The organism is Kitasatospora sp. NPDC088742 (assembly GCF_055584905.1).
Genome location: NZ_JBVJLD010000003.1, coordinates 43,654 through 66,623, shown reverse-complemented (window position 1 = coordinate 66,623; position 22,970 = coordinate 43,654). Strand labels below are relative to the sequence as shown.

Below are 22,970 nucleotides of genomic sequence, written 5' to 3'. Positions count from 1 at the left end.
AGGTGGTGGTACGGGCCAGTGCGTCAGCGGGCCAGGTGGTGGTACGGGCCGAACTCGTTCGGCAGGCAGAGGCGGCCGAGCTTGCGGTACTCGCGGGCCACGGCCGCGACCACCTCGGTCATGCCGACCGGACGGTCCGCCTCCGCCGCCAGGTAGGCGGCGGTGACGGCCGCCGAGCGGATGTCGCCACCGGCCAGCTCGAAGGAGCGCCCGCAGAACGGCAGGTCGAGGTCGCCGCCGCGCGGCAGGGCGGAGCCGAGGCACCGCTCCCAGAGGGCGGTGCGCTGCTCCGCGTCGGGGAGCGGGAAGTCGACCACCAGGTCGAGGCGGCGGGTGAAGGCCTCGTCGAGGTTGGCCCGGAGGTTGGTGGCGAGGACGGCCAGGCCGTCGAAGCTCTCCATCCGCTGGAGCAGGTAAGCGCTCTCCACGTTGGCGTACCGGTCGTGCGCGTCCCTGACCTCGGAGCGCTTGCCGAAGATCGCGTCGGCCTCGTCGAAGAGCAGCACCGCGTTCACCCCGGCGGCCTCGGTGAAGATCCGCTCCAGGTTCTTCTCGGTCTCGCCGACGTACTTGTCCACCACGGTGGCCAGGTCCACGGTGTAGAGGTCCAGGCCGAGTTCACCGGCGATCACCTCGGCGGAAAGCGTTTTCCCGGTCCCCGAATCGCCCGCGAACAGCGCCATCACCCCCCGTCCGCGCCCGCCGCCCGGCCGCATCGCCCAGTCCCCCAGCACCCTGTCCCGGTGCCGGGCCCGGGCGGCCAGCTCGCGCAGTTGGCCGGACACGGCCGGCGGCAGCACCAAGTCCGCCCAGCCCACGCCCGGTTCGATCCGGCGGGCCAGCCGCTCCAGTCCTGAACTGTTCTGCGCCCGCGCCCCGTGCAGGAGTTGGGCCTCGGTGAGCGGCCCGCCGGCCAGCAGCGCCTGCTGCTCGGCTGTCCGGGCGGCCCGGCCGACCTGCTCCGGGGAGAGCAGGAACGGCGTCGTCACCCGAAGGTCCACCGCCGCCCCCGGCAGCGCCGCCCGCCAGAGCCCGGCCCGGTCCGCCGCGCCCAGCCGCCCGGCCTCCACCAGCAGCGGCACCCGCACCGACCACTCCGGCTCCCAGCTGACCCGCCCGGCCAGCAGCACCGGCACCGGAAGCTCCGTCAGCGCCCGGATCAGCTCCGGCCGTTCGGCCAGCGCCTCCACCGGCCCGGCCACCACCCCGGCCGCCGTCCCTCCCTCGGAGCCGCCGAACCCCGCCTCCCTCCCCAGCGCCGTCAGCGCCTCGGCCGGTGCCTGGTCCCGCGCCAGCCGGTTCAGGTCCAGCACCAATGCCGCCCGCCCGGCCGCAGCGAGCGCGTCCACCGCCACCTCGCGCGCCGACCCTCCCGCCGGCTCCCGCAGGTACACCAGCCCGAGCGCCTCCAGCGCCGCCGCCAGCCGCTCCTCACCCTCGCGCTGCCTCTCACCCTGGCGGGGACCGTACCGGTGCCCGAGTCCCAACGGTGCGGCCGGCAGCAGCAGTTCGGCCAGCCGGTGATCCGGCGCGTCGTCCCCCAGCAGATGCGCCGTGACCCGGTCCGGCACCCGCAACGACCGCCCCAGGAACGGCCGTTCGACCTCCTCCACCAGGAGCAGCCCGCGCGCGAGCAGCGGCGCCGGGGCGGCCAGCCGTCCGCGTGCCGCCGCCGAGACCACCGGTACGCCGCAGAGCGCCAGCGCCAGGCCGACGGACGGACGGCGCCGGGTCACGTCGTCGTTGAGGTATCCGTAGAGCTGCTCGAAGCGCGCGTCCAGGTCGGGCACCAGGGCCACCAGCAGCAACTCGACGTCCAGCGGCTCCAGTTCGAAGCCGACCTGGAGCGAACGGAGCCGCGAACCGGCCGCCTCCGCCCGCCGCTCCGCCTCCGCCAGCCGGGCCTCGTCCACCGCGTCCGGCCCCGGCACGGCGGGGAGCGGCCGGTCGAGCAGCCGCTGCACCGTCTCGTCCGCCAGGTACAGGCCCCGGAACGGGTCGTCGGGCGCCGGATCCACCGCCCGCCGGGCCGCCACCGCCCGCCGGATCCGCTGCTCCACCAAGGCCACCCGCTCGGCCAGGTGACCGTCGCTCACACCCGCCTCCCGCGCCGTCGTCCGCGCCCGTCCGCCGGGAGACCGTCCTCGGTCAGACCCTCCCCTTCCCCCTCCGCCGCCCCCGGCGCGGGCGGACCCAGGAGCTCCCCGCTCCGCAGCCGCAGCCCCTCCTCGCCGACCGGCGGGCCCGCCGGGTAGAGCGGTGCGGTGACCACCGGGGCGCTCACCACCAGGTCCAGCGAAGGCTTCAACTCCCCGCCCAGCGCCGACCAGACGTCCGCGAAGGCCCGGTCCTCCGGCGGGGGCAGCGCGATCCCGATCGGCACCGGCAGTCCGGTGGCGGCGAGTTCGGGCCCGAGACCGGCCGGAGGCAGTGCGGTGTGGCGCAGGAAGCAGTGCAACAGGGCGGCCAGCAGCCGGTGTTCGTCCTCCGGGCGCTGGGTCCACGCGCTGATCAGGTAGGAGAGCTTGAAGTAGCGCGGCGGCAGCGTGCGCGCCACCACCGCGCCCTCGGCGTCGTAGACGTTCTGCCGGCCCCGGGAACCGCGTTTGAGGTCCTCCCGGATGTCGTAGAGGTAGAGGTTGACGGTCGGGGTGTTGCGACGGGCCGCCCAGTCCCTGGTCGGGGCGTCGAAGACCAGGTCCACCTCCGCCCCGGCCAGCACCTCGGCCCGGACCAGTGCCCGCAGTGCCTCGTCCACCTCGTGGATCACCGCCGCGCTCACCGCCGCCACTGGAAGTCGCGCGGCTGGAGCACCCCGGGCACCACCCGGAAGCCGGTCCGCACCTCACCGAAGACCGGCTCGCCCGGAGCCGCCGGCCGCACCGCCAACTCCCGTGCTCCCAGCACGTCCTGGCGCATCACCAGCACCGGTGCGGCGAAGGTCCCGTCCGCCCCCACCCGCACCGGAGCCGCGGCGGCCGTAACACCCGTACTCCAGCTCAGCCGCAGCTCGGCCCCGGGCGGGAACTGGCTGCCGTAGGCGAGGGTGACCATCCCCGGCGGTCCGATCGGCGGGCTGAGCAGCACCCTCGGCTGACGGACGGTCAGCGCCGCGGAGGCGGTGTTGTTGCCCGGCTGCTCGTCGTCCCCGGTGACGGTGAGCGTGCCGGTCACGGTGCCGCTGTACGGGACCACCGGATCGGGCGAGGCGGCGGCAGGCAGAGAGGCGGCGGGCCGGAACACCACCGTGACCACCTGCTCCGCCCCGGCCGTCGGCAGGCTGACCGGGCAGGCGGCGGTGCAGCCGCTCACCACCACCGCTCCGGGCGGGAGTTGGGTGGTGAGGGTGACGCCGCCGGCGGGGGCGCCGCCCAGGTTACGGACCGCGACGCGGGCGGTGACGGTGCCGCCGACGTAGGCGGTCGCCGGGTCCAGGGCGACGGTGACCGCCGGGTCGGGCCGGGCGGAGGGCTGGCCCGAGGTGACGGTCAGGGTGGCCCGGGCCGTGTTGTCACCGGGGTCGGTGTCGCGGCCCTCCACCGTCCGGGCGGTACCGACCACGGTGGCCACCGTCGGCGCGTCGGCCGTCAGGACCAGCACCACCTTGACCTCCGCGCCGGGTGCCAGGCCGCCGAGGGCGCAACCGGTCCCGCTCGGACAGTCCGGGGTGGCGGACACCACCCGCAGCCCGGTGGGGAGTTCGGGCACCAGACGGACCTCGGGCGCCGCGCCCTCGCCCCGGTTCCGCACGGTGAACTCCGCCGTGGCCCGGTCGCCGACCGCGATCCGGTCGGGGGTGATACTCAGGGAGACCACCAGGTCCGGCAGCTCGGCGGGCACGACGGTGACGGGGGCCTCGGCGCGGTTGTTCTCGGGGCGGGGGTCGACGGTGCCGCTCTGCGGCCCGTTCCCCGTTCCCGTCCCCGTCCCTGCGCCCGCGCTGCCCGTGGCGGTCTGGGTGCCCAGGGCCCGGGCGGTGACCGTGACCCGGACGGTGGCCTGCTCGCCCGCACGGAGCGTGCCGAGCGCGCAGCCGGGCGGCGGTGCGGGTGGGGAGGCGGCGCAGGTGCCCTGGGAGGGGCTCGGCGGACCGGTGGGGACCAGGCCGGCCGGGAGGGCGAGGTCGGCGGTGGTGGGGCGTGCGGGCGCGGGGCCCAGGTTCCGTACGGTGAGGGTGAGTTCGGCGTTCTCGCCCTCGGCCACCTGCGGGCGGTCGGCGCTCAGCGCCACCTCCAGGTCGGCGGTGGGCTGCCAGGTGGGGGCGGTCTGCTCGGCGTACACCGGGCCGGGCAGCAGGTGCCCCTTTCCGGTGACGGCGTCGGCGAAGCCGAGCGTGGTGACCTGGTACTCGCCGTCGCCGTCGGGCTCGACCCGCTCGGTCTCGAAGACCAGTTGACGGCCGTCCGGCGACCAGGCGGGAGCGGCAGGCTCGCGGAAGGGGCCGTCCCAGGGCAGCACGGGCCGGACGTAGGTCGGGCAGGCGTCGGTCCGGGGCACCACCTGCCGGCAGTCGGCGGCGGAACCGGCCATGGTCAGCAGGGTGCGGTTCTCGGTGCGGTACGAGGCGCGCAGCCGGGGCGGGGCGGGGGTGGGCGAGGACGGTGGCGCGGCGGTGGGCGTCGGCGGCCGTTCGAGGGTGACCCGGCTGAACGCGAGGCGGTCGCCCTCCGGCGCGTACGCCGGGCGCTCGTCCCGGACCGGGCAGTCCTCGATCCCGCACTGACGGGCGGTCAGGTCCCTCTGGTCGGACCCGTCGACGGCGCTGACGGTCCAGACGTGGCGCGGCCCTCCCCGCTCCTCGGAGGCCAGCCGCTCCGGGGCGCGGTCGGCGGCGAAGGCCGGGCCCGGCGAGCCCGCAGCTGCGGCACCCTCACCTCCGTCTCCTCCGGCCCCCGGGCGCCCCGCGACACCGACCACGCCGAAGCACTGACTCGCCCGGGAAAGCGCTATCCGGGTACCGTCGGCCGACCAAGTCGGGTCCAGGTCCTGGGAGTGGCAGCGGTAGCCGGCCTGGACCCGCTCCGGCACGGTGAACAGCACCCGTGCCCGGTCCGCCCCCGCGCTCAGGTCCACCACCTTGATCTCGCCGCCCTGGTACATCTCGTCCTCGGGGCAGTCACCGCCGTTCCCGCACTCGCCCCCGCCGCTCTCCGTGTAGGCCAGCTCGGTCCCGTCCGGTGACCAGGAAGGACGGCGCTTGCCGACCCGCACCCCGCCGATCCCGTCCCCGCCGAGCGTCACCACGTGCTCCGGATCGGCCGGGTCGCCGACGATCAGCCGGTAGTCGTCCGGCGCCTCACTGCGCGTCAGCACCCGGACGAAGGCCAGCCGCCGTCCGTCCGGGGACCAGGCCGGGTCGCGGTACTCGATCCGGTCGCCCACGTCCCACGGCACCAGGTCCAGCCGCTCCAGCGGCGCGCTCGGGAAAACGCTTTCCAGGTGCCGGTAGCTCCCGTTCACCCCCGTCAGCAGCACGGTCGGCTGCCCGCCGCCGGGAGCGGTGTACCAGGCCGTCGACTCGAAGGGGCGCCTGCCGTACGCCACCTGCCGCACGCTGCAGCCCCCGCACCCGTCGTCGACCCGGACCACGGATGCGTATCCGCCCCAGAGGAAGGCGATCCGCGTCCCGTCCGGCGACCAGGCGAGGTCCTGCCCGGCGTACTTCACCACCCAGGTGGGCGCACCTCCGCCGGGCGGGACGGTCCCGATCGACGACACACCGTCAGGGGCGGGGGCCAGGAAGGCGATCCGCCCGTGCCCCTGCCCGCCCACCGGCTCCCAGGCCGGACGCCTGGCCGTGTCCGTCCCGGTCGCCACCCGCACCGCCGCGCCGCCTGCCACCAGCGGGGCCCGGTACACCGCCTCGGCGTGCTCGTACGCCAGCTCGCGCCCGTCCGGCGACCAGCTGCCCCAGCCGGCGTCCACCGCCACCCGCCGCAGCCCGCTCCCGTCCGTCCCAACCACCCACAGGCCCGGCCGGTGGTCCTCGTCCCGCGTGTCACCGGCCTCCGGCACCGGGTAGCGGTCCTGGTAGTCGTCCTGGCGGCAGAGCCCCTCGAACGGCTCCTCGGACCGCCAGGAGGTGAAGGCCAGCCACTGCCCGTCGGGCGACAGGGCCGGGTGCTTCAACCGCCAACCGGGCCGCTCCAACAGCACCTTCGCCGGGCCCTCCCCCTGACGCCACATCAACCGCTCGCCCTGCCCGCTCCGGTCGCTCACCCAGAGCAGCACGTCCCCCCGCGCCGAGGGCTGACAGTCCTCCCCGGCCGTCCCGGGCGGCAGCAGCGTCTTGGACGGGGCGTCCGACCCGGCCGCCAGCACCAGCGACCGGTGGGTCTGGTCCGCGGCGTACACGATCCGCCCGGGAGCCGGTTCGGCCGCCGCCGGCACCACCCGGCCGACCCCGGCCCGGGGCACCGCGGCCAGCACCGCCGCCACCAGCACTCCGGCCAGACAGACCGTCAGCACCCGCCGCACGGCCGCCGGCCGCCCCGCACCGGGCCACCGCAGGCCTCGCCGACCCGCACCACGCCGACCCGATCCCCGCCGGACCACACCTCGCGCCACGGTCTCCCCCGGCCTCCGCCGCCACCTCCGACTCTCCGCACCACCCTCCCGGATCCCCACCCCCGCCACACCCCACCGCGGGCACCCACCAGGGCACCCCCCGCTGCCCCTTCGGGCGGCTCGCCCCCCACGCACAGGCCGGATCCCCCTCGCTCAAGCCCCTCAGATGAAGCCCTCCCGCATCGCGTAGGCCACCGCGTGCGAGCGGTTGCGCAGTTGCAGCCGGGTGGTCACCTCGTGGAGCACGTTCTTGACGGTCCGTTCGGAGAACGCCAGCGTCTCCGCGATCTCCGCCGTGTCGTGGCCGGCCGCGACCAACCGCAGCACCTCCACCTCCCGCGTCGACAGCCCGGTGAAGGCCAGGCCCCTCGGGTCCAGCACCTGACGCTGGAGGCGGCCGACCTGTTCCAGCAGCCGGCCGAGCAGATCGGCGGGCACCGTCCCCTCGCCCCGCGCCGCCGCCACGATCGTCTGCACCAGCCGCGCCGCCGTGGCCTCGCTCCGCCGCACCACCCCGACCACCCCGCACTCGACCGCCGCCACCAGCCCGGCGTCGTCCAGTTCGGTGCCGACCAGCACCAGCCGCCCTGCGGCGGTGCGCCGCAGTTGACGGAGCGTCTGCACCTCCTGCTCGCCGATCCGGTCGAAGGCGACCAGCAGCACGGCCGCCTCGTCCCCCTCGTCCTCCCGCAGCAGCCGCAGCTCCGGACAGGGCCTCAGCTGCCCGGACAACCCGGCCTCGGTGATCGGATCCTGCGCGCAGAGCCGGACCTTGATCTGCTCGCCGCCGCCGTTCCCCTGGTACCGCACCGGCCACACCCCCTGACTCGGCCGCGCCCGGCGCCCCACACGCACCGGGCGGACGGTCCGGCGCTCCGCACGCACCGGACGGACGGCCCGGCACCAGTGAACTCCCGGGCAGTCAGCAGGCACTTCACAAGGACTCAACGGGCACCATCCGTGCCCGGAAGTGTGACCGCAGAGCACCTGCCGGTCCGGAGGCCGCTCCGTACCCTCGCGGCATGACCACCTCCGCCCGCCTGGAGCCGCCGGCCAGTTCGGTGCTGCCCGGCGAAGAAGTCCGGATCAGCCTGGAAGTCCGCAACAGCGGTGAGATCGTGGAGGCCTACCACTTCGAGGTGCTCGGTGCGGCGGCGCCGTGGTGCACGGTCGAGCCGGACCTCCTCTCCCTCTACCCGGGCACCACCGGCCAGGTCTCCGTCCTGGTCCGGCCCCCGCTGGACGAGGCGCCGCTCGCCGGACCGGTCCCGTACGCGGTGCGGGTGGAGCCGCAGGAGCGCCCGCAGTCCGCCGCGGTGCCCGAAGGGGTGGTGGAGATCCTCCCGATCGGGCGGTTCGACGCCGAGCTGAGCCCGCAGATCTCCCAGGGGCGGAGCGCCGGCCACCACCGCCTGGCCCTGGACAACCGTGGCAACCGGCCGGTCTCGGCCACCCTCGCCGGCGCCGACCGCGGCGAGCTGGTGACCTTCGACCTGCCCGCCACCGCCGTGCCCACCGACCCCGGGCGGGCCTCCTTCGTCGGGCTCAAGGTCCGCCCCGAGCGGCGGATCTGGCGCGGCACCGCCGTCCCGCACGCCTTCCGCCTGACCGTCACCCCGGACGGCGCCGAGCCGCTCACTCTCGACGGCACGTACGTCCAACAGCCGGTGCTCTCGCGGGGGTTGCTCCGCGCGCTCGCTCTGCTGCTGGTCCTGGCGGCCGTGCTCGCCGGGCTCTGGTTCGGGGTGCTGCGGCCCAGCGTCCGGAGCCTCGCCAAGGAGGCGGTCAAGGCTCCGCTCGAATCGGCGCAGTCCCAGGCCTCCGCCGCCGAGAAGAAGGCGGGCGAGGCGGCCGAGGCCGCCGCCGAGGCCCAGAAGGCCGCCGGGGTCAATCCGCCGCCGCCCCCCTCCCCGAGCCCCAGTGCCAGCCCCGTCCCCGGCGCCCCGGCCCCCGGCCCGGAGGCCGCACTCTTCTCCACCCGGCTGACCGCCTCCCCCGCCACCGGCAAGGAGGCCTCCGAGAGCTACACCGTGCCCGAGGGCAAGACCCTCCGCCTCACGGACCTGGTCCTGGAGAACCCGCAGGGGGACACCGGCACCGTCACCATCTCGGTGGACGACAAGCCCCTGCTCGCCCCTGCCCTGGAGAACTTCCGCGAACAGGACTTCCACTGGGCCTCGGCGATCCTGGTCAACGCCCAGCAGAGGGTCACCGTCCGGGTCAACTGCCAGGCCCCCGGCCACCCGCCGACCGGCCCCGCTCCGACCACCTGCTCCGCCGCCGCCCTGATCAGCGGCACCCTCGGCTGACCGGCCGCCCGTCCATCGGCCCGGCCACCCGCCAACCGGCCGCCACTTGAGGGTCAGTCAGGCTGCACCGGATCGAGCACGCCCTGCCGCGTGAGGTCGTCGGACCAGGCGAGCCGGCCGTCCGCCGTGAGGCGCAGCTCGATCCGGCTCGGGCAGGAGCGCCCGTCGAAGACCGCGCCGGCCACCTCCTTCTTCACCTCGCCGACCGTGAGCGGCACCATCCCGTCCGCGGGCCGCTGCTGCTGCGCGACCTCGGCGGAGCAGTTGTGCATGGTGAGCGTGCCGACCAGCAGACGCGGCCCGCTCGCGGTCTCCACCGCCCGCACGACCAGCCGGACCGTCGCGCCCTCCGCCGACGACCCACCGCCGACCGTCCCGCCCCAGGCGCCGGCCATCCGCGTGGTGATGCCCTGCCCGGGGCTGCCCGACGCCGCGTCCGGCCCGCTGGGTTCCGGAGCGCCCACCGACGGACGCCACACCGTCGGCGGCCCCGTCGTCGCGGGCACCGTCGTCGCAGGCCCCGCCGTCGCTGGCCCCGCCGTCGGAGCACCGGTCGGCGAACCCCCGTCCGCCTGACCCGCCGTCACCGTCGGCTGCTGGGACGGCCGGGGGCCTCGGGACAGTGGGGACAGGCCGTCGGAGACCAGCATCCCGGCCGTCCCGCTGAGGTACCGGGCCGGCACCAGGTACCTCCCCCGGAACGCCACCGGGATCCCCAGCCACCCCGCCACCGCCCCGCCCACCACCAGCACGGCCGCCCCCACCCCCACGGTGCTCCGCCGCACCCTCGGGCGGGCCTGCTGCACGATCAGTGTCGAATGGTCACCGATCACCGCGTTGCTGACGTTCCCCCCGACGGCCACCGCCTGATCGCCGCTCGCCGTGACCTCATCGCCCTGCCCCGCCCCGGACCTCATCCGCCGCCCCACCCCATCCAGGCCCCCAGCCAGTGCCGCTCCGCCCGCCGGCCCAGCCGTCGAGCGGAACGCCGGATCGCCAACTCTAGGGCCACCCACCGGACTTCCACCACGAAACCGTCACACACGGAACCCGTCCCTCGTCCGGAGAACCGCCCCACGGCCACCCGGCCCGGCATCCCGTACGGTGGCATCCGCGCCCGGCGCCCGACAGCCGTCCACCCGGAGGACGATCACATGCTCACGGTCCTGGTCAACGGACTCCCCGGCGCCGGGAAGTCGACCCTCGCCCGGTCCCTGGCAGCCGAGTTGGGACTGCCGCTGTTCAGCAAGGACGTCCTCAAGGAGACCCTGGCGGACACCCTCGCCGTCCTGCGGTCACCGGACTGCACCGACCAGGAGTGGAGCCAGGTCCTCGGCCGCACCGCGGGCGAGACCCTCTGGACGCTCCTGCGCGAAGCGCGCGGCAGCGCCGTCCTGGAGAGCCCCTGGCTGAGCCACCTCCGCCCGGTGGTCGAAGCCGGCCTCCGCCGGGCCGGGGTCGCCCAGGCCCAGGAGGTCTGGTGCGAGGTCCCGCTCGACGTGGCCCGCCAACGCTTCACCGCCCGGACGACGGACCCCCACCGCCACCCCGTCCACCCCGAACGCCCCGACGGCCCCTCCCCCGACTGGGACCTCTGGTCCCGCACCGCGCACCCCCTCGGCCTCGGCCCCGTCCACCGCATCGACACCACCCGCCCGGTCGACGTCCCGGCCCTCGCCGCCGCGCTCCGGAGAACGGCGCCCTGAGACACCGTCACCCAGGTCGTCGGCCTGGCCCTGGTCACCGCCGGACTGGTCACCGTCCGCCTGGGTACCTCGGGTTGAACCGTCGCGCACGGGGGCGCCGTACTGGCGGATCACCCGGCGAGGGGGCCGCCGCCTCGTGCGGAAGTCCAGTGCTCCCCACAGTGGCGGGAGGCTTGGATGGGTGGTGCGGCCGGGACACGGGAGGGCCGCACCGCTCCGGTCCTCAAGCGGGTCGGCCACGCCCTCCCGGGTCCCGGACGGCCCACGCGAGCGACCCAGGGGTGGGCGGCTCGCGTGGGCCTCCCCCGCACCGGCCCCACCACGGCACCCCGACCCACACCGACCACCACCACTCCGACCCGGTACCCTGACGGCCCGAAACCTGCCGAACCTGCCGAACGGGAGCCGCGGACATGGGCGTGACGCTGGGCGATGTGGCACGGGAGGCCGGGGTCTCCCTGGCCACCGCCTCCCGGGTGCTCAACGGGTCGACCCGCAAGGTCAGTTCCGGCCTGGCCGGGCGGGTGCGGGACACCGCGGCCGCGCTCGGCTACCTTCCGAACGCGCCCGCCCAGGCGCTGGCCCGCGCGACCACCGCCACCGTGGGCATCCTGCTGCACGACGTCTCCGACCCGTACTTCGCCGCCCTGGCACGCGGCGCCTGCGACGCCGTGGTGGCGGCGGGTCTGATGCCGCTGGTGGTCAACACCGACGGCGACCCCGCCACCGAACTGCGCGGCGTGCGGATGCTGCACGCGCAGCGGGTGCAGGCCATCGTCCTGGCCGGGTCCGGCTACACCGAACCGGAGGCCACCGCCCGGCTGGACGCGGCGCTCGCGGAGTACCGGGCCGGCGGCGGTTCGGTGGCCGCCGTCACGGACCACGGGCCGGAGTACCACACCGTCCGCCCGGCCAACCGGACCGGCGCCGCCGAGCTGACCCGGGCTCTGCTCGCGCTCGGGCACCGGGACTTCGCGGTGATCACCGGACCGACCCGGCTCCGGGTGCCGGGCGAACGGCTCGCCGGGGTCCGTGAAGCGCTTTCCGACGCCGGGGTGGCCCTGCCCGAGTCCGCCGTGCTGCGGTCCGAGTTCACCCGGGAGGGTGGCCGCCGCGCGATGGCCGAACTCCTCCAGGGTGACGAGCAGGGCAGCGTCCCCACGGTGGTGCTGGCGCTCGCGGACGTGTGCGCGGTGGGCGCGCTGGCCGCCCTCCGGGAGCGCGGGGTCCGGGTGCCCGAGGACATCTCGCTGGCCGGGTTCGACGACATACCGCTGGCGGAGGACCTCAGCCTGCCGCTGAGCACGGTCCGGATACCGCTCACGCTGATGGGCGCCGAGGCGGTCCGGCTGGCGCTCCGCTCCCCGGCGGACACGGTCGGCACCTTCGACGCGCCGGTCCAGGTGGTGCTGCGCGCCACCACGGGCGTGCCCCGGCGCTGAGACGGCGGGGGCGCTCCAGCCCGAGGTCCGGGCACGGAGCGCCTCGGCCGCATCTGGAAAGCGCTTACCACCAAGCCCACCAGGGCTCCATCCCATCCTGCCCAGACCATTGACGCCCCTTCAGGAAAGCGCTTACCGTCGTCCCGCCCCGGCCCCCACCGCCCCGGAGGACGTCCCCCCATGCCCAGCGAGCCCCGCACGCCCCGCCCCGCCCTGCTCTCCCGCCGCCGCCTGCTCCAACTCGCCGCCCTCGGTGCGGCCTCGGCGCTCACCCTCACCGACCAGGCAGCAGCCGCCACCACCGCCGACGCCTACGACACCCTCCGCCTCCGCTGGCGCGACCTGCTCACCGGCACCGGCTTCGACCCCGCCGCCTCCCCCTACGCCACCACCCTCGCCGCCCTCGGCGACCGGGCCCGGACCCAGCTCCAGGCCATGGCCCCCACCGCCACCTCCCTCTGGCCGGACCTCCCGCTCGGCAGCAACTCGGCGAACGTCACCGCCTCGCACACCCGCCTGCGCACCATGGCCCTGGCCTGGTCCCAGCCCGGCACCGGCCTGACCGCCGACCCGGCCCTGGCCACCGCGATCACCACCGGCCTGGACCACCTCAACACCACCCCCGGCGGCTACACCCCCGCCGCCACCGCCTACGGCAACTGGTGGGACTGGCAGATCGGCACCCCGCAGGCCCTGCTCGACGTCTGCGTCCTGGTCCACGGCCGCCTGACGCCCGCTCAGCTCGCCGCCCTGCTCTCGGCCGTCGACCGCCAGGTCCCCGACTCCCGGGTGGCGAGCTATACCGGCACCAGCACCGGGGCCAACCGGGTCGACCTCTGCCGCGTCCTGTCGCTGCGCGGCGTCCTCGGCCGCTCCTCCGCCAAGCTCGCCACCGCCACCACCGCCCTCTCCCCGGTCTTCCCGTACGTGCTGACCGGTGACGGCCTGTACGCCGACGGCTCCTTCGTGCAGCACACCTGGGTCCCGTACACCGGCTCCTACGGCGAGGTGCTGCTCGGCGGCCTCAGCAAGCTGTTCGCCCTGCTGGCCGGCTCCGCCTGGCAGGTCTCCGACCCGTCCCGCCGGACCGTCTTCGACGCCGTCACCGGCGCCTACGCGCCCTTCCTCTACAACGGCCTGGTGATGGACTCCGTCAGCGGACGGGCCGTCAGCCGGGGGCGCCAGAGCGGCGACCAGTTCCAGCTCCAGCAGGACGACCACACCCGGGGCCACACCCTGATCGGCCACATCCTCCGGCTGGCCGACTCCGGCGCCGCCCCGGCCGGTGATTCCGCCGCCTGGCGGTCCGCCGTGAAGGGCTGGCTCAGCCGCGAGTACTACCTCCCCTACCTCTCCAACGGCTACCTCGACGTCCCCGAACTGGCCCGTGCCCAGGCGCTCCTGGCGACCTCCGAGTCCGCCACCCCCACCGCCCCCGAGCCGCTCGGCGCCCGGGTGTTCGCGATGGACCGCGCCGTGGTCCGCCGCTCCGGCTGGGCCGCCTCGCTCAGCCTCTGCTCCGCCCGCACCGCCTTCTACGAGACCGGCAACGGCGAGCACCTGCGCGGCTGGCACAGCAACAACGGCATGCTCTCCTGGTGGGGCGCCACCTTCGGCAACGGCCAGTACTCGGACGCCTTCTGGTCCACCGCCGACCCCTACCGCCTGCCCGGCACCACCGTCTCCGCGAAGCCGCTCGCCGACGCCGCCGGCGGCGCCTGGGGCGCGGCCCGCCCGGACGCCACCTGGGCCGGCGGCGCCACCGACGGCACCTACGCCGCCGTCGGCCAGGACCTGCGCGGCCTCTCCTCGACCCTCACCGGCCGCAAGTCCTGGTTCCTGCTGGACGATTCGGTGGTCTGCCTCGGCGCGGGCATCAGCTGCGCCGACGGCACCCCGGTCGAGACCGTCCTCGACAACCGCAACCTCGGCCCGACCGGCACCCACACCCTCACCGTGGACGGCGCCACCCAGCCCACCACCCTCGGCTGGTCCCAGCGCTTCGACGGTGCCCGCGCCGTCACAGTCTCCGGCTTCGGCGGCTACGTGCTCCCCGCCGCGACCGCCCTCCAGCCCGTCCAGTCCCTCCAGGTCAAGCGGGAGGCCCGCACGGGCAGTTGGCACGACATCAACGTCAACGGCTCCACCGAACCGCTCACCCGCCGCTACCTCACCCTCTGGTTCGACCACGGCACCGACCCCACCGACGCCTCGTACGAGTACCAGCTGCTGCCCGGGGCGACCCCGGCCGCCACCGCCGCCCGGGCGGCCGCTCCCACCGTCACCACCCTCGCCAACTCCCGCACCGTGCAGGCGATATCGGACTCCGCCTCGGGCGTCACCGCCGCCAACTTCTTCGCCGCCGGGACGGCCGGGCCGATCACCGCCTCCGCCCCCTGCTCGGTCCTGGTCCGCGACACGAGCACCGGCACCGGCACCACCCGCACCGTCACCGTCGCCGACCCGTCCCGCCAGTCGGCCACCGTCACGGTCACCCTCGCCGGCACCGGCCGCCCGACCGCCCCAGTCCCGGGCGTCAACGTGCTCACCACCGAGGGCACCACCACCCTCCTGGTGGAGCTCGGCGGCACCCAGGGCGCCGGACGCACCGTCACCCTCGCCACCACCACCGACACCCCGGCCGCCACCACCGCGACCCTGCTCACCCCCACCGGGGACAGCTTCGTGCGCGACGGCTCCTACGCCACCACCAACTACGGCACCGCCACCACCCTGACGGTCAAGAACACCAACACCACCGACAGCGGCTACGGCCGCCGCGCCCTGCTCGGCTTCGACACCACCGCCGTCCCCGGCACCGTCCGCCGCGCCGTCCTCTGGGTCCACGGAGCGGTCGCCGACTCCGGCGGCACCCTCGCCACCCTCCAGGCCTTCGCCACCGCCACCACCCCCTGGACCGAGGCCGCCGTCACCTGGGCCAACGCGCCGGCCCTCGCCCAAGCCCTGGGCACCGGACGGATCTCCACCACCGCCGACTGGATCCCGCTCGACGTGACCGCCGCCGTCACGGCGGGCGTGCCGGCCCTCACCCTGGCCGTCTGGCAGCCCCTCGCCGCCGCCGGCCTCGCCGTCAACCTCGACGCCCGCGGCCACGCCGCCTTCCACCCGGTCCTGGAGGTGATCAGCTCCTGACCCGCCGTCAGCGAAGGGTGGCCGTCCACCGGATCCCGGTCGACGGCCACCCTCGCGAAGCCTTACGGACTACGGACTACGGACTACGGACTACGGACTACGGACTACGGACGGACGTAGGGCCGGGTCATGACCTCCATGTTGTGCCCGTCGGGGTCCTCGAAGTAGACGCCCCGGCCGCCGAACCAGTCGTTCTCCCGGCCGGGGTCGGTGTGGTGCGGGTCGGCGTAGTAGGTGGTCCCCGCCGCCCGCAGCCGGGCGATCACGCCGTCGAACTCCGCGTCGGGGACGAGGAAGGCGTAGTGCTGGCTCTGCACGGGCTCGTCACGCCGCTCCTCGTAGTAGTCGAGGGTCACGCCGTTGGCGAGGTCGACGGGGAGGAACGGCCCGAAGGGGTTCCCCACCTCCAACCCCAGGACGTCGGCGAGGAATTCGGCCGACCGCCGGCGGTCGCTGGCGAGGACGGCCGTGTGGTTCAACTGGACGTGCGACATCAGTGGTGTGGTCTCCGCTCCCGGGATCCGTTGGAAAGGTGCGCCGCTCGAAGGGGCGCCGGACGCAAGAAGACGGAGAAGACGGCGGGGCTCTCACCCGCCTCGGGCTCACGCCGAGGCCGGGTAACCCACTCGTGAATGGCCCAAGGCCGACCCGGTAGTCACACGAACGACCATAGTTACCAGGGCAGCTGACTGCAAGACGGTTCCCGCGTGTCCCGTCCGCTCAGTCGGAGAGTCGATCCGCTCCGACCAGTCCCGGTGCTCGATGTGGTCGCAGAGCGCGTCCAGTGACCGCCCCCGCCAACCGGGCAGCGCCTCGGGCTCCACCGCCCTGAGCAGTGCCTACAGGACGGTGATCGCGAAGACCCACAGGTGCGGCGAGGCCGGGACGATCGCGTAGTGGACGATGGCGTGCGGCGTGGTGACGACCCGGACGGTGTCGTCGAGGTCGTAGCGGTCGGCCAGGGGCCAGGTGTAGGGGTGGGCCTGGGCGCGCAGCAGGGCCTGGTGGAGCTCCTGGCGGGCGGGGCCGGAGAGGTCGCCGACCGCGGTGGCGACGGTCTTGGCGATGCGCAGCGTGTACGGGTGGGTCACTGGCCCGGGTCCTCGCGGGGTGGCCGGGCCCGTTGACCCGGCGTCATACCGCCACCCTACCGACAGCCGGCGACCGGTGGGCCCGGAACGGCGCGCTCACCACCGCCACTCCGGGCCCACCCCGCCACGCCACCACCGTGCCACCGCCGTGCCACCGCCGGTCACGGCAGCAGCAGGTTGACGTCCCCGAACTCGTGCCACAGGTAACGGGCTCGGAGCGCCTCGGCGTAGCACCGTTCGAGCAGCGGCCGGCCGGCCACCGCCGCCAGCAGGTCGAGGTGCGAGGCGCGCGGCTCGTGCCAGCCGGTGAGCAGACCGTCCACCGTCCGGACGCCGCGCTCGGGCGTGACCACCAGCTCGGTCCAGCCCTCCGCCGCGTGCACGCTGCCGTCCTGCGCCGTGGCGGACTCCAGCGCCCGCACGGCGGTGGTGCCGACCGCGATCACCCGGCCACCGTGCTCCCGGACGTGGCCGACCAGCCGGGCGGTCGCGGCCGGGACGCGGTACCACTCGGGGTAGGGCCGTTCGTGGGCCTCGGGCGAGGCCACCCCGGTGTGCAGGGTGACCGGCGCCACCAGGACGCCCCGCGCGGCCAGCCGGGCGACCGTGTCGGCGGTGAACGGCCTTGCCGCGCTAGGCATTTCACTGCTGCCGGGCTCGCTCGCGAAGACCGTCTGGTACGCGCCGAGCGGCCAGTCCCGGTCCACGTAGCCGTACCGGATGGCCCGGCCGTGGGTGGCCAGGTAGCCGGTGAGCGGTGCGGGCAGGGCGAGCCGGGCGTACCAGAGCCTCGGGGTGTAGGGGCTGGTCAGCTCGGCGCTGCCGCCGCCCGGCAGGGTGACGGTCAACCCCGCCCGCGCGGGCGAGAGTTCCGGCGGGAAGTACTCGGCGGCGCCGCCGGTCGGCCGTCGTAGTTCGACCAGGTGCGCTCCCCGGGCGTCCGGCCGGGCCGAGGAGAGGTGCAGGGTGACGGGCGTCCCGTCGGGGAGCCGGCCCGGCAGGGCGGCGGGCAGCGTGGCGGAGTTGTTGACCACCAGCAGGTCGCCCGGCTCCAGGACCTCGGGGAGGTCGCCGAACACCCGGTGCTCGGTGGTCAGCGCGGCCCGGCGGCCGACCAGCATCCGGACGCCGTCGCGGCTCAGGCCGCGGGCCTCCGCCGGTGCGTGGGCGGAGAGTTCGGTCGGGACGGTGAAGTCGAGTCCGGGCTCCAGGGCGGTGGCCATCAGTGTTCTCCCGTCGTCGGCGCGGCTGCGGGCACGGGCTGGAAGTCGGCGGCCCGGTAGCGCCCGGAGTCGGGGCGTCCGGCCAGCAGGGCGAGGAAGGCGGGGACCACGGTGACGGGCAGCGGCCGGTCGGAGATGTCCTCGCCGGGGAAGGCCTCCTGGTGCATCCGGGTGCGCATGTCGCCCGGGTCCACCGCCCAGACCCGGAGCTCGGGCTCCTCCTCGGCCAGTACGGCGGAGGCGTGGTCGAGAGCGGCCTTGCTGGCGCCGTAGCCGCCCCAGCCGGCGTAGGCCTCGACGGCGGCGTCGGAGGAGAGGTTGAGCACCGAGCCTCGGTGGGTGCGGAGTTGGGGCAGCAGCAGCTGGGTGAGGGCGATCGGCCCGAGCACGTTGACCTCGAAGGTCTCCAGCAGGCCGGGGAGCGGGAAGTCCGCGAGCTTCGGCAGCGACGCCCCGTCCAAGGGGTAACCGGTCAGCGTGGAGGCGTTGTTGACCAGCAGCTCGGCGCCGCCGAGCGCGGCGGCGGCCTCCGCGAGCCGCTCCCGGTGGTCGTCGTCCACCACCGATCCGGCCAGCGCCACGACCTTGGTCCGTCTCGCCAACTCCTGCTCGGCGGAGGCTAGTTCGGTCGCACCTCGGGCGGTGATGACCAACTGCCAGCCCTCCACGGCGAGCGCCCTGGCAAGCTCCAGCCCGAGACCCCTGGAGGCACCGGTGACAACGGCGACGCGGGGGGAGGCGGCGGAGGCGGGGGAGGCGGCGGTGTGAGCGGTGTTGTCCATGTCCCAACTGTGGCCCCCACCACCCCGCCCAGGGATCGGCCACCGGACTCAGCCCTCCCGGTCCGTTGGGCCTACTCCCGCAGGCGCAGGACTCCAGGCTCAGGACCCCCGCCACCTCCCCTGGCCCTCACCGCCCTCACTCCCCCGTGACCACCGGGAGTTCGGGCAGCAGCCCCCACTCGCTCCACGAACCGTCGTACACCGCCAGCCGGTCGTACCCGGCCAGGTCGGCGCCCAGCGCCAGCACGCACGCCGTCACCCCGGAGCCGCAGCTGAACACCAGCTCCTCCCGCTCCCCCACCAACTCGCCGAACCGCGCACGCAGTTCCGCCACCGGCAGCATCCGGCCCTCCTCCTGGAGGCTGCCGAACGGCAGGTTGACCGCCCCGGGCATGTGACCGCCCCGCAGCCCCTCCCTCGGCTCCGGAGCCGTCCCGGCGAACCGTCCGGCCGTCCGCGCGTCCAGCACCGCGCGGGCCGGATCGGCCAGGGCCGCGGCGACGACCGCGCGGTCCACGACCAGCCCGGGGCGCGGCGCGGCGGTGAAGTCGCCCGGCACCACGGCCTCCGGCCGCCCGCCCCGGGGCAGTCCGGCCGCCTCCCAGGCGGGCAGGCCGCCGTCCAGCACCGCGACCCGGTCGAAGCCCATCGCCCGGAACATCCACCAGGCCCGGGCGCTGGAGTAGATGCCGACGCCGTCGTAGACCACCACCGTGGAGCGGTCGTCGACCCCCAGCTCCCGCACCGCCGCCGTGAACCGCTCGACCGACGGCATGGTGTGCGGCAGCGCGCTCGCGTGGTCGGAGAACGCCCCCTCCAGGTCGAACACCCCTGCTCCGCGGACCGGCTCCACCCCGTCCACCCGCTCGCCGACCGGCACGTCCAGCACCACCAGACCGGGGTGGTCCAGGTGCCGGGCCAGCCAGTGCACGTCGACCAGCGGTCCGGGCAGGGAGAGCGAAGTCATCTGCGGCGTCCTAACGTTCCGATCGTGAGCCGCGGGCCGCACTGCCCGCCGCACCCCGATTCTGGCCCACGTCCCCGCCGACCTCCCCCATCACCCCTCCTCCGGCTCCTTCGGCGCGTACCGCAGCAGCACCACGTCGCCGACCGTGCTCGCGCCGAGCAGCCGCATCCGCCGGGTGCTCCCGCCGGGGAAGCTCGCCGGGTACACGAATCGTGGCGCCCCCGCCTCCCCCACCAGCAGCGGCGCCACCGCCCACTGCACCTCGTCGGCCAGCCCCTCCGCCAGGAACTGCGTGTGGATCCGCCCTCCGCCCTCCACCATCAACCGCCGCACCCCACGGGCCCCCAGGTCGTCGAGCATCAGCCCGAAGTCCACCGTCTCCCCGAGCCCGACCACCTCCGCCAGCCCGTCCAGCGCCGCACCCAGCCGGACCGCCCCGGCATCGGTCGTGTAGACGACCTTCCCGCCCCCGAAGTGCCAGAACTTCAGCTCCCGGTCCAGCTCCCCGCTCGCCGTGACCGTCACCTTCAACGGGTACTCCGGCTTCCCCGCCGCCACCCGCGCGGCCCGCCGCTCCTCACTGTTGACGAGCAGCCGAGGATTGTCGTTGCGGATCGTGTTTCCCCCGATCAGAATCGCGTCCGACTCCGCCCGGACCTGGTCGACCCGGTCGAAGTCCGCCGCGTTCGACAGCATCAGCCGCTGCGGCGAGGTGTCGTCGATGCACCCGTCGATCGAGGTGGCGACGCTCAGCAGGACGTGGGGGCGGACGGCCATCACAGGCTCCGTTCTTCCGTGGGCGTAGGCTCTCGGCTGATCATCCGTCATACGAGGGGCAGACATGGGCCAGAAGATCATCCGGTTCTCCGACCTGACCGGCAAGCACGTCGAGGACGACGGCGCGTTGGTGCGGATCGTGGTCCGCGAGCACCCGGACCTCGCGGACGGCCCGGTCGAGATCGAGGCGCTGGCCGAGGAGCTGGCCTCGGTGGAGGAGCTGGCCCTCGACCTGGTGACGGTCGAGCTCCACCGACCGGGCGCCGACGCGCCCGAGGTCCTGGTCATGGAGGCCGGCGTCTTCGACCGCCTGGCCGTCGCCACGCCAATGGCCGAGGTGCTGCGCGGCGCCCAGCGCCTCCCCGCCCGGACCGTCCCCCACCAGGCGTCCTCGGCCTCCACCGCCAAGGAGCGGGTCAACTACGCGAGCCTCGAACACGCCGGCCGCCCGCACAAGGGCCGCACCACCGACGCCGAGAAGCACCTCGTCCGGGAGCACCTCGACGAGGTCAACGAACGCCTCGCCGCCGAGGGCGTCCGCACCATCGACCTCGCCAACTCCGACCACGTCTCCCGCTACGGCCTGGAGTCCCTGGCCCGCGACCTCGGCGTGATGCACGGCTGACACCCCGCCGTCCCGACGGGAATGCTCCCCCGTCGCGGCCGCGGCCGGGCATGCTGGTGTCCATGGCGAACCAACCGGCCCTGACGGTCGACCAGGTCATCGAGCGGATGCGGCAGTTGCGGGCGGCACTGCCCGGGGACGACGGGGTCGCGGTGTTCAACGCGATGTACCTGACCGTCACCGAGCTGATCGGGCAACGGCTCACCGCCGGGTTCTTCGACGACCCGGCGTTCATCGCGGAGCTCGACGCCCGTTTCGCCGGGCGGTACCTGGCGGCCGTGGACACCGCCGCCACCGGTGGGCGGCCCGCCGCGTGCTGGCGGCCGCTGTTCGAACTGCGCGGGCACCGGGGGATCCACCCGCTCCAGTTCGCGCTCGCCGGGATGAACGCCCACATCGAGAACGACCTCCCGCTCTCGGTGGTGGACACCTGCCGGGCGCTCGGCCGCGAGCCGGAGCAGGTCGAGCGCGACTACCTCCGGGTGAACACCCTGCTCTCCCAGGTCGAGGACCAGGTCCGCGACGAACTCCTCGGCAGCCAGGCCGAGTTGGACCTGGCCGACCCGCTGATGCACGTCGTCGGCGTCTGGAGCATCGACCGCGCCCGCGACGCCGCCTGGGCCAGCACCCTGGCCCTCTGGGAACTGCGCGGCATCCCCTTCGTCCGCGGCGCCTTCACCGACACCCTCTCCGGCTCGGTCGGCATGGTCAGCCGCGCCCTGCTCACCCCCCTCAACGGCCGCTAGGAGAGACCGGAACTGCCGGTCACCCGCCCCGGGAAGGGGAGGTGACCGGCCGTCATGCGGCGGAGGTGGGGATCAGGCCCAGCTGGAGTGCAGCGGCTTGCCCTCGGCGTAGCCGGCGGCGCTCTGGATGCCGACGATCGCCTTCTCGTGGAAGTCCTCGAGGCTGCGGGCGCCGGCGTAGGTGCACGAGCTGCGGACGCCGGCCACGATCGAGTCGATCAGGTCCTCGACGCCGGGGCGGGCCGGGTCGATGAACATCCGCGAGGTGGAGATGCCCTCCTCGAACAGCGCCTTGCGGGCGCGGTCGTAGGCCGACTCCTCGGAGGTGCGGTTGCGCACGGCGCGGGCCGAGGCCATGCCGAAGCTCTCCTTGTACTGGCGGCCCTGGGCGTCGGTGTGCAGGTCGCCCGGGGACTCGTAGGTGCCGGCGAACCAGGAGCCGATCATCACGTTGGAGGCGCCGGCGGCCAGGGCCATCGCGACGTCGCGCGGGTGGCGGACGCCGCCGTCGGCCCAGACGTGCTTGCCGAGCCTGCGCGCCTCGGCGGCGCACTCCAGCACGGCGGAGAACTGCGGTCGGCCCACGCCGGTCATCATCCGGGTGGTGCACATGGCGCCGGGGCCGACACCGACCTTGAGGATGTCCGCCCCGGCCTCGACCAGGTCGCGGACGCCGGCGGCGGAGACCACGTTGCCCGCCACGATCGGGATCTGCGGGTCGAGGCCGCGCACGGCGCGCAGCGCGCTGATCATCGACTCCTGGTGGCCGTGCGCGGTGTCGACCACCAGCACGTCGGCCCCGGCCTCGATGAGCGCCTTGGCCTTGCCGGCCACGTCGCCGTTGATGCCGACGGTGGCGGCGATCCGCAGCTTGCCGGCGGCGTCGGTGGCGGGGGTGTAGAGGGTGGCGCGGAGCGCGTTCTTGCGGGTCAGGATGCCGACCAGGGTGCCGTCGGCGGCGACCACGGGGGCCAGCTTGCGGTGGGCCTCGTTCAGCTTCTCGAACGCGGCGCGCGGGTCGATGCCCTCCTCCAGCAGGAGCAGGTCACGGCTCATCACCTCGGAGAGGCTGGTGAACCGGTCCACGCCCTGGCAGTCGGACTCGGTGACCACGCCGACGGGCTTGCCGTGCTCGACCACCACGAGCGCGTTGTGCGCGCGCTTGGGGAGCAGGGACAGGGCGTCGGCGACGGTGTCGCCGGGGCTCAGGGTCAGGGCGGTGTCGTGCACCAGGTGGCGCTGCTTGACCCAGCCGATCACCTCGGAGATGACCTCGGTCGGGATGTCTTGCGGGATGGCGACCAGGCCGCCACGACGGGCGACGGTCTCGGCCATCCGGCGGCCGGCGATGGCGGTCATGTTGGCGACCACGAGCGGGATGGTGGTGCCGCTGCCGTCGTTCGAGGCGAGGTCCACGCTCTGCCGGGAACCCACCGCGGAGCGGCTGGGGACCATGAAGACGTCGTCGTACGTGAGGTCGTAAGCGGGCGACAGGTCGTTCAGGAAGCGCATGAAAGGGGCTCTCTGGCTGGGGGGAGGTACACCTCGGGTGCTGATGCGGTCAGACCGCCGGGCGCCCTCG

General features: G+C 74.9%; 18 protein-coding genes. 6 read left to right on the top strand and 12 right to left on the bottom strand.

Annotated elements, in window-relative coordinates; all coding sequences use genetic code 11:
* Positions 1-23 precede the first annotated feature (23 nt).
* The 4 genes from ACZ6ZR_RS04605 to ACZ6ZR_RS04590 form a co-directional block, all read right to left on the bottom strand.
* Complete coding sequence (locus ACZ6ZR_RS04605) at positions 24-2,096, bottom strand: AAA family ATPase (RefSeq protein WP_465639325.1); 2,073 nt, start codon at positions 2,094-2,096, stop codon at positions 24-26.
* Positions 2,093-2,782 carry a Pvc16 family protein gene (locus ACZ6ZR_RS04600; RefSeq protein WP_465639323.1) on the bottom strand — a complete coding sequence of 230 codons (690 nt, stop codon included), beginning with the start codon at positions 2,780-2,782 and terminating at the stop codon, positions 2,093-2,095. The genes ACZ6ZR_RS04605 and ACZ6ZR_RS04600 overlap by 4 nt, the downstream gene beginning before the upstream one ends.
* On the bottom strand, positions 2,779-6,468 hold the full coding sequence (locus ACZ6ZR_RS04595; RefSeq protein WP_465639321.1) for a hypothetical protein: 3,690 nt from the start codon (positions 6,466-6,468) through the stop codon (positions 2,779-2,781). The genes ACZ6ZR_RS04600 and ACZ6ZR_RS04595 overlap by 4 nt, the downstream gene beginning before the upstream one ends.
* A 261-nt stretch (positions 6,469-6,729) precedes the next feature.
* Positions 6,730-7,377 carry a helix-turn-helix transcriptional regulator gene (locus tag ACZ6ZR_RS04590; RefSeq protein WP_465639319.1) on the bottom strand — a complete coding sequence of 216 codons (648 nt, stop codon included), beginning with the start codon at positions 7,375-7,377 and terminating at the stop codon, positions 6,730-6,732.
* A gap of 212 nt (positions 7,378-7,589) precedes the next feature.
* Here ACZ6ZR_RS04590 and ACZ6ZR_RS04585 point away from each other — a divergent pair, with 212 nt between their 5' ends.
* Positions 7,590-8,876, top strand: coding sequence for a COG1470 family protein (locus ACZ6ZR_RS04585; RefSeq protein WP_465639317.1), 1,287 nt, complete (start codon positions 7,590-7,592; stop codon positions 8,874-8,876).
* A gap of 53 nt (positions 8,877-8,929) precedes the next feature.
* Here the strand turns inward: ACZ6ZR_RS04585 and ACZ6ZR_RS04580 are convergent, their stop codons facing one another.
* Complete coding sequence (locus ACZ6ZR_RS04580; protein ID WP_465639315.1) at positions 8,930-9,793, bottom strand: hypothetical protein; 864 nt, start codon at positions 9,791-9,793, stop codon at positions 8,930-8,932.
* Positions 9,794-10,030: 237 nt separating this feature from the next.
* On the opposite strand from ACZ6ZR_RS04580, the gene ACZ6ZR_RS04575 reads away from it, so the two are divergent.
* The 3 genes from ACZ6ZR_RS04575 to ACZ6ZR_RS04565 all read left to right on the top strand — a co-directional run bounded on the left by ACZ6ZR_RS04575 (position 10,031) and on the right by ACZ6ZR_RS04565 (position 15,177).
* Positions 10,031-10,582, top strand: coding sequence for a P-loop nucleotide/nucleoside kinase family protein (locus tag ACZ6ZR_RS04575; protein ID WP_465639313.1), 552 nt, complete (start codon positions 10,031-10,033; stop codon positions 10,580-10,582).
* Between the two features lie 413 nt (positions 10,583-10,995).
* A complete protein-coding gene (locus ACZ6ZR_RS04570) occupies positions 10,996-12,024 on the top strand; it encodes a LacI family DNA-binding transcriptional regulator (protein ID WP_465639312.1) in 1,029 nt (342 codons plus the stop codon).
* Positions 12,025-12,204: 180 nt separating this feature from the next.
* Positions 12,205-15,177 (top strand): polysaccharide lyase family 8 super-sandwich domain-containing protein, encoded by a 2,973-nt coding sequence (locus tag ACZ6ZR_RS04565; protein WP_465639311.1) that lies wholly within the window; start codon positions 12,205-12,207, stop codon positions 15,175-15,177.
* Between the two features lie 104 nt (positions 15,178-15,281).
* On the opposite strand, the gene ACZ6ZR_RS04560 is transcribed toward ACZ6ZR_RS04565, so the two are convergent.
* The 6 genes from ACZ6ZR_RS04560 to ACZ6ZR_RS04535 form a co-directional block, all read right to left on the bottom strand.
* Entirely contained in the window at positions 15,282-15,671 is a 390-nt protein-coding gene (locus tag ACZ6ZR_RS04560) for a VOC family protein (protein WP_465639309.1), read from the bottom strand.
* A gap of 345 nt (positions 15,672-16,016) precedes the next feature.
* On the bottom strand, positions 16,017-16,268 hold the full coding sequence (locus ACZ6ZR_RS04555; RefSeq protein ID WP_465639307.1) for a hypothetical protein: 252 nt from the start codon (positions 16,266-16,268) through the stop codon (positions 16,017-16,019).
* A 161-nt stretch (positions 16,269-16,429) separates the two neighbouring features.
* Entirely contained in the window at positions 16,430-17,491 is a 1,062-nt protein-coding gene (locus ACZ6ZR_RS04550) for an S-adenosylmethionine:tRNA ribosyltransferase-isomerase (RefSeq protein WP_465639305.1), read from the bottom strand.
* Positions 17,491-18,273 (bottom strand): SDR family NAD(P)-dependent oxidoreductase, encoded by a 783-nt coding sequence (locus ACZ6ZR_RS04545; protein ID WP_465639303.1) that lies wholly within the window; start codon positions 18,271-18,273, stop codon positions 17,491-17,493. Before ACZ6ZR_RS04545 ends, ACZ6ZR_RS04550 begins: the two co-directional genes overlap by 1 nt.
* Positions 18,274-18,409: 136 nt before the next feature.
* On the bottom strand, positions 18,410-19,240 hold the full coding sequence (locus tag ACZ6ZR_RS04540) for a sulfurtransferase (RefSeq protein WP_465639300.1): 831 nt from the start codon (positions 19,238-19,240) through the stop codon (positions 18,410-18,412).
* A gap of 90 nt (positions 19,241-19,330) precedes the next feature.
* Entirely contained in the window at positions 19,331-20,017 is a 687-nt protein-coding gene (locus tag ACZ6ZR_RS04535) for a RibD family protein (RefSeq protein WP_465639298.1), read from the bottom strand.
* 64 nt (positions 20,018-20,081) lie between these two features.
* Between ACZ6ZR_RS04535 and ACZ6ZR_RS04530 the strand changes: the two genes are divergently transcribed.
* Positions 20,082-20,642 carry a hypothetical protein gene (locus ACZ6ZR_RS04530; protein WP_465639296.1) on the top strand — a complete coding sequence of 187 codons (561 nt, stop codon included), beginning with the start codon at positions 20,082-20,084 and terminating at the stop codon, positions 20,640-20,642.
* 62 nt (positions 20,643-20,704) lie between these two features.
* Positions 20,705-21,388 (top strand): DUF5995 family protein, encoded by a 684-nt coding sequence (locus ACZ6ZR_RS04525; RefSeq protein ID WP_465639294.1) that lies wholly within the window; start codon positions 20,705-20,707, stop codon positions 21,386-21,388.
* A 72-nt stretch (positions 21,389-21,460) separates the two neighbouring features.
* Here the strand turns inward: ACZ6ZR_RS04525 and ACZ6ZR_RS04520 are convergent, their stop codons facing one another.
* On the bottom strand, positions 21,461-22,900 hold the full coding sequence (locus tag ACZ6ZR_RS04520) for a GuaB1 family IMP dehydrogenase-related protein (RefSeq protein WP_465639293.1): 1,440 nt from the start codon (positions 22,898-22,900) through the stop codon (positions 21,461-21,463).
* Between the last annotated feature and the right edge of the window lie 70 nt (positions 22,901-22,970).

What these genes read in the sequence shown, in the direction of transcription:
- ACZ6ZR_RS04530 (WP_465639296.1), top strand. Translation starts at nt 20,082, where the DNA reads ATGGGCCAGAAGATCATCCGGTTCTCCGACCTGACCGGCAAGCACGTC.
- ACZ6ZR_RS04550 (WP_465639305.1), bottom strand. Translation starts at nt 17,491, where the DNA reads ATGGCCACCGCCCTGGAGCCCGGACTCGACTTCACCGTCCCGACCGAA.
- ACZ6ZR_RS04570 (WP_465639312.1), top strand. Translation starts at nt 10,996, where the DNA reads ATGGGCGTGACGCTGGGCGATGTGGCACGGGAGGCCGGGGTCTCCCTG.
- ACZ6ZR_RS04520 (WP_465639293.1), bottom strand. Translation starts at nt 22,900, where the DNA reads ATGCGCTTCCTGAACGACCTGTCGCCCGCTTACGACCTCACGTACGAC.
- ACZ6ZR_RS04580 (WP_465639315.1), bottom strand. Translation starts at nt 9,793, where the DNA reads ATGAGGTCCGGGGCGGGGCAGGGCGATGAGGTCACGGCGAGCGGCGAT.
- ACZ6ZR_RS04585 (WP_465639317.1), top strand. Translation starts at nt 7,590, where the DNA reads ATGACCACCTCCGCCCGCCTGGAGCCGCCGGCCAGTTCGGTGCTGCCC.
- ACZ6ZR_RS04545 (WP_465639303.1), bottom strand. Translation starts at nt 18,273, where the DNA reads ATGGACAACACCGCTCACACCGCCGCCTCCCCCGCCTCCGCCGCCTCC.
- ACZ6ZR_RS04525 (WP_465639294.1), top strand. Translation starts at nt 20,705, where the DNA reads ATGGCGAACCAACCGGCCCTGACGGTCGACCAGGTCATCGAGCGGATG.
- ACZ6ZR_RS04575 (WP_465639313.1), top strand. Translation starts at nt 10,031, where the DNA reads ATGCTCACGGTCCTGGTCAACGGACTCCCCGGCGCCGGGAAGTCGACC.
- ACZ6ZR_RS04565 (WP_465639311.1), top strand. Translation starts at nt 12,205, where the DNA reads ATGCCCAGCGAGCCCCGCACGCCCCGCCCCGCCCTGCTCTCCCGCCGC.
- ACZ6ZR_RS04535 (WP_465639298.1), bottom strand. Translation starts at nt 20,017, where the DNA reads ATGGCCGTCCGCCCCCACGTCCTGCTGAGCGTCGCCACCTCGATCGAC.
- ACZ6ZR_RS04560 (WP_465639309.1), bottom strand. Translation starts at nt 15,671, where the DNA reads ATGTCGCACGTCCAGTTGAACCACACGGCCGTCCTCGCCAGCGACCGC.
- ACZ6ZR_RS04540 (WP_465639300.1), bottom strand. Translation starts at nt 19,240, where the DNA reads ATGACTTCGCTCTCCCTGCCCGGACCGCTGGTCGACGTGCACTGGCTG.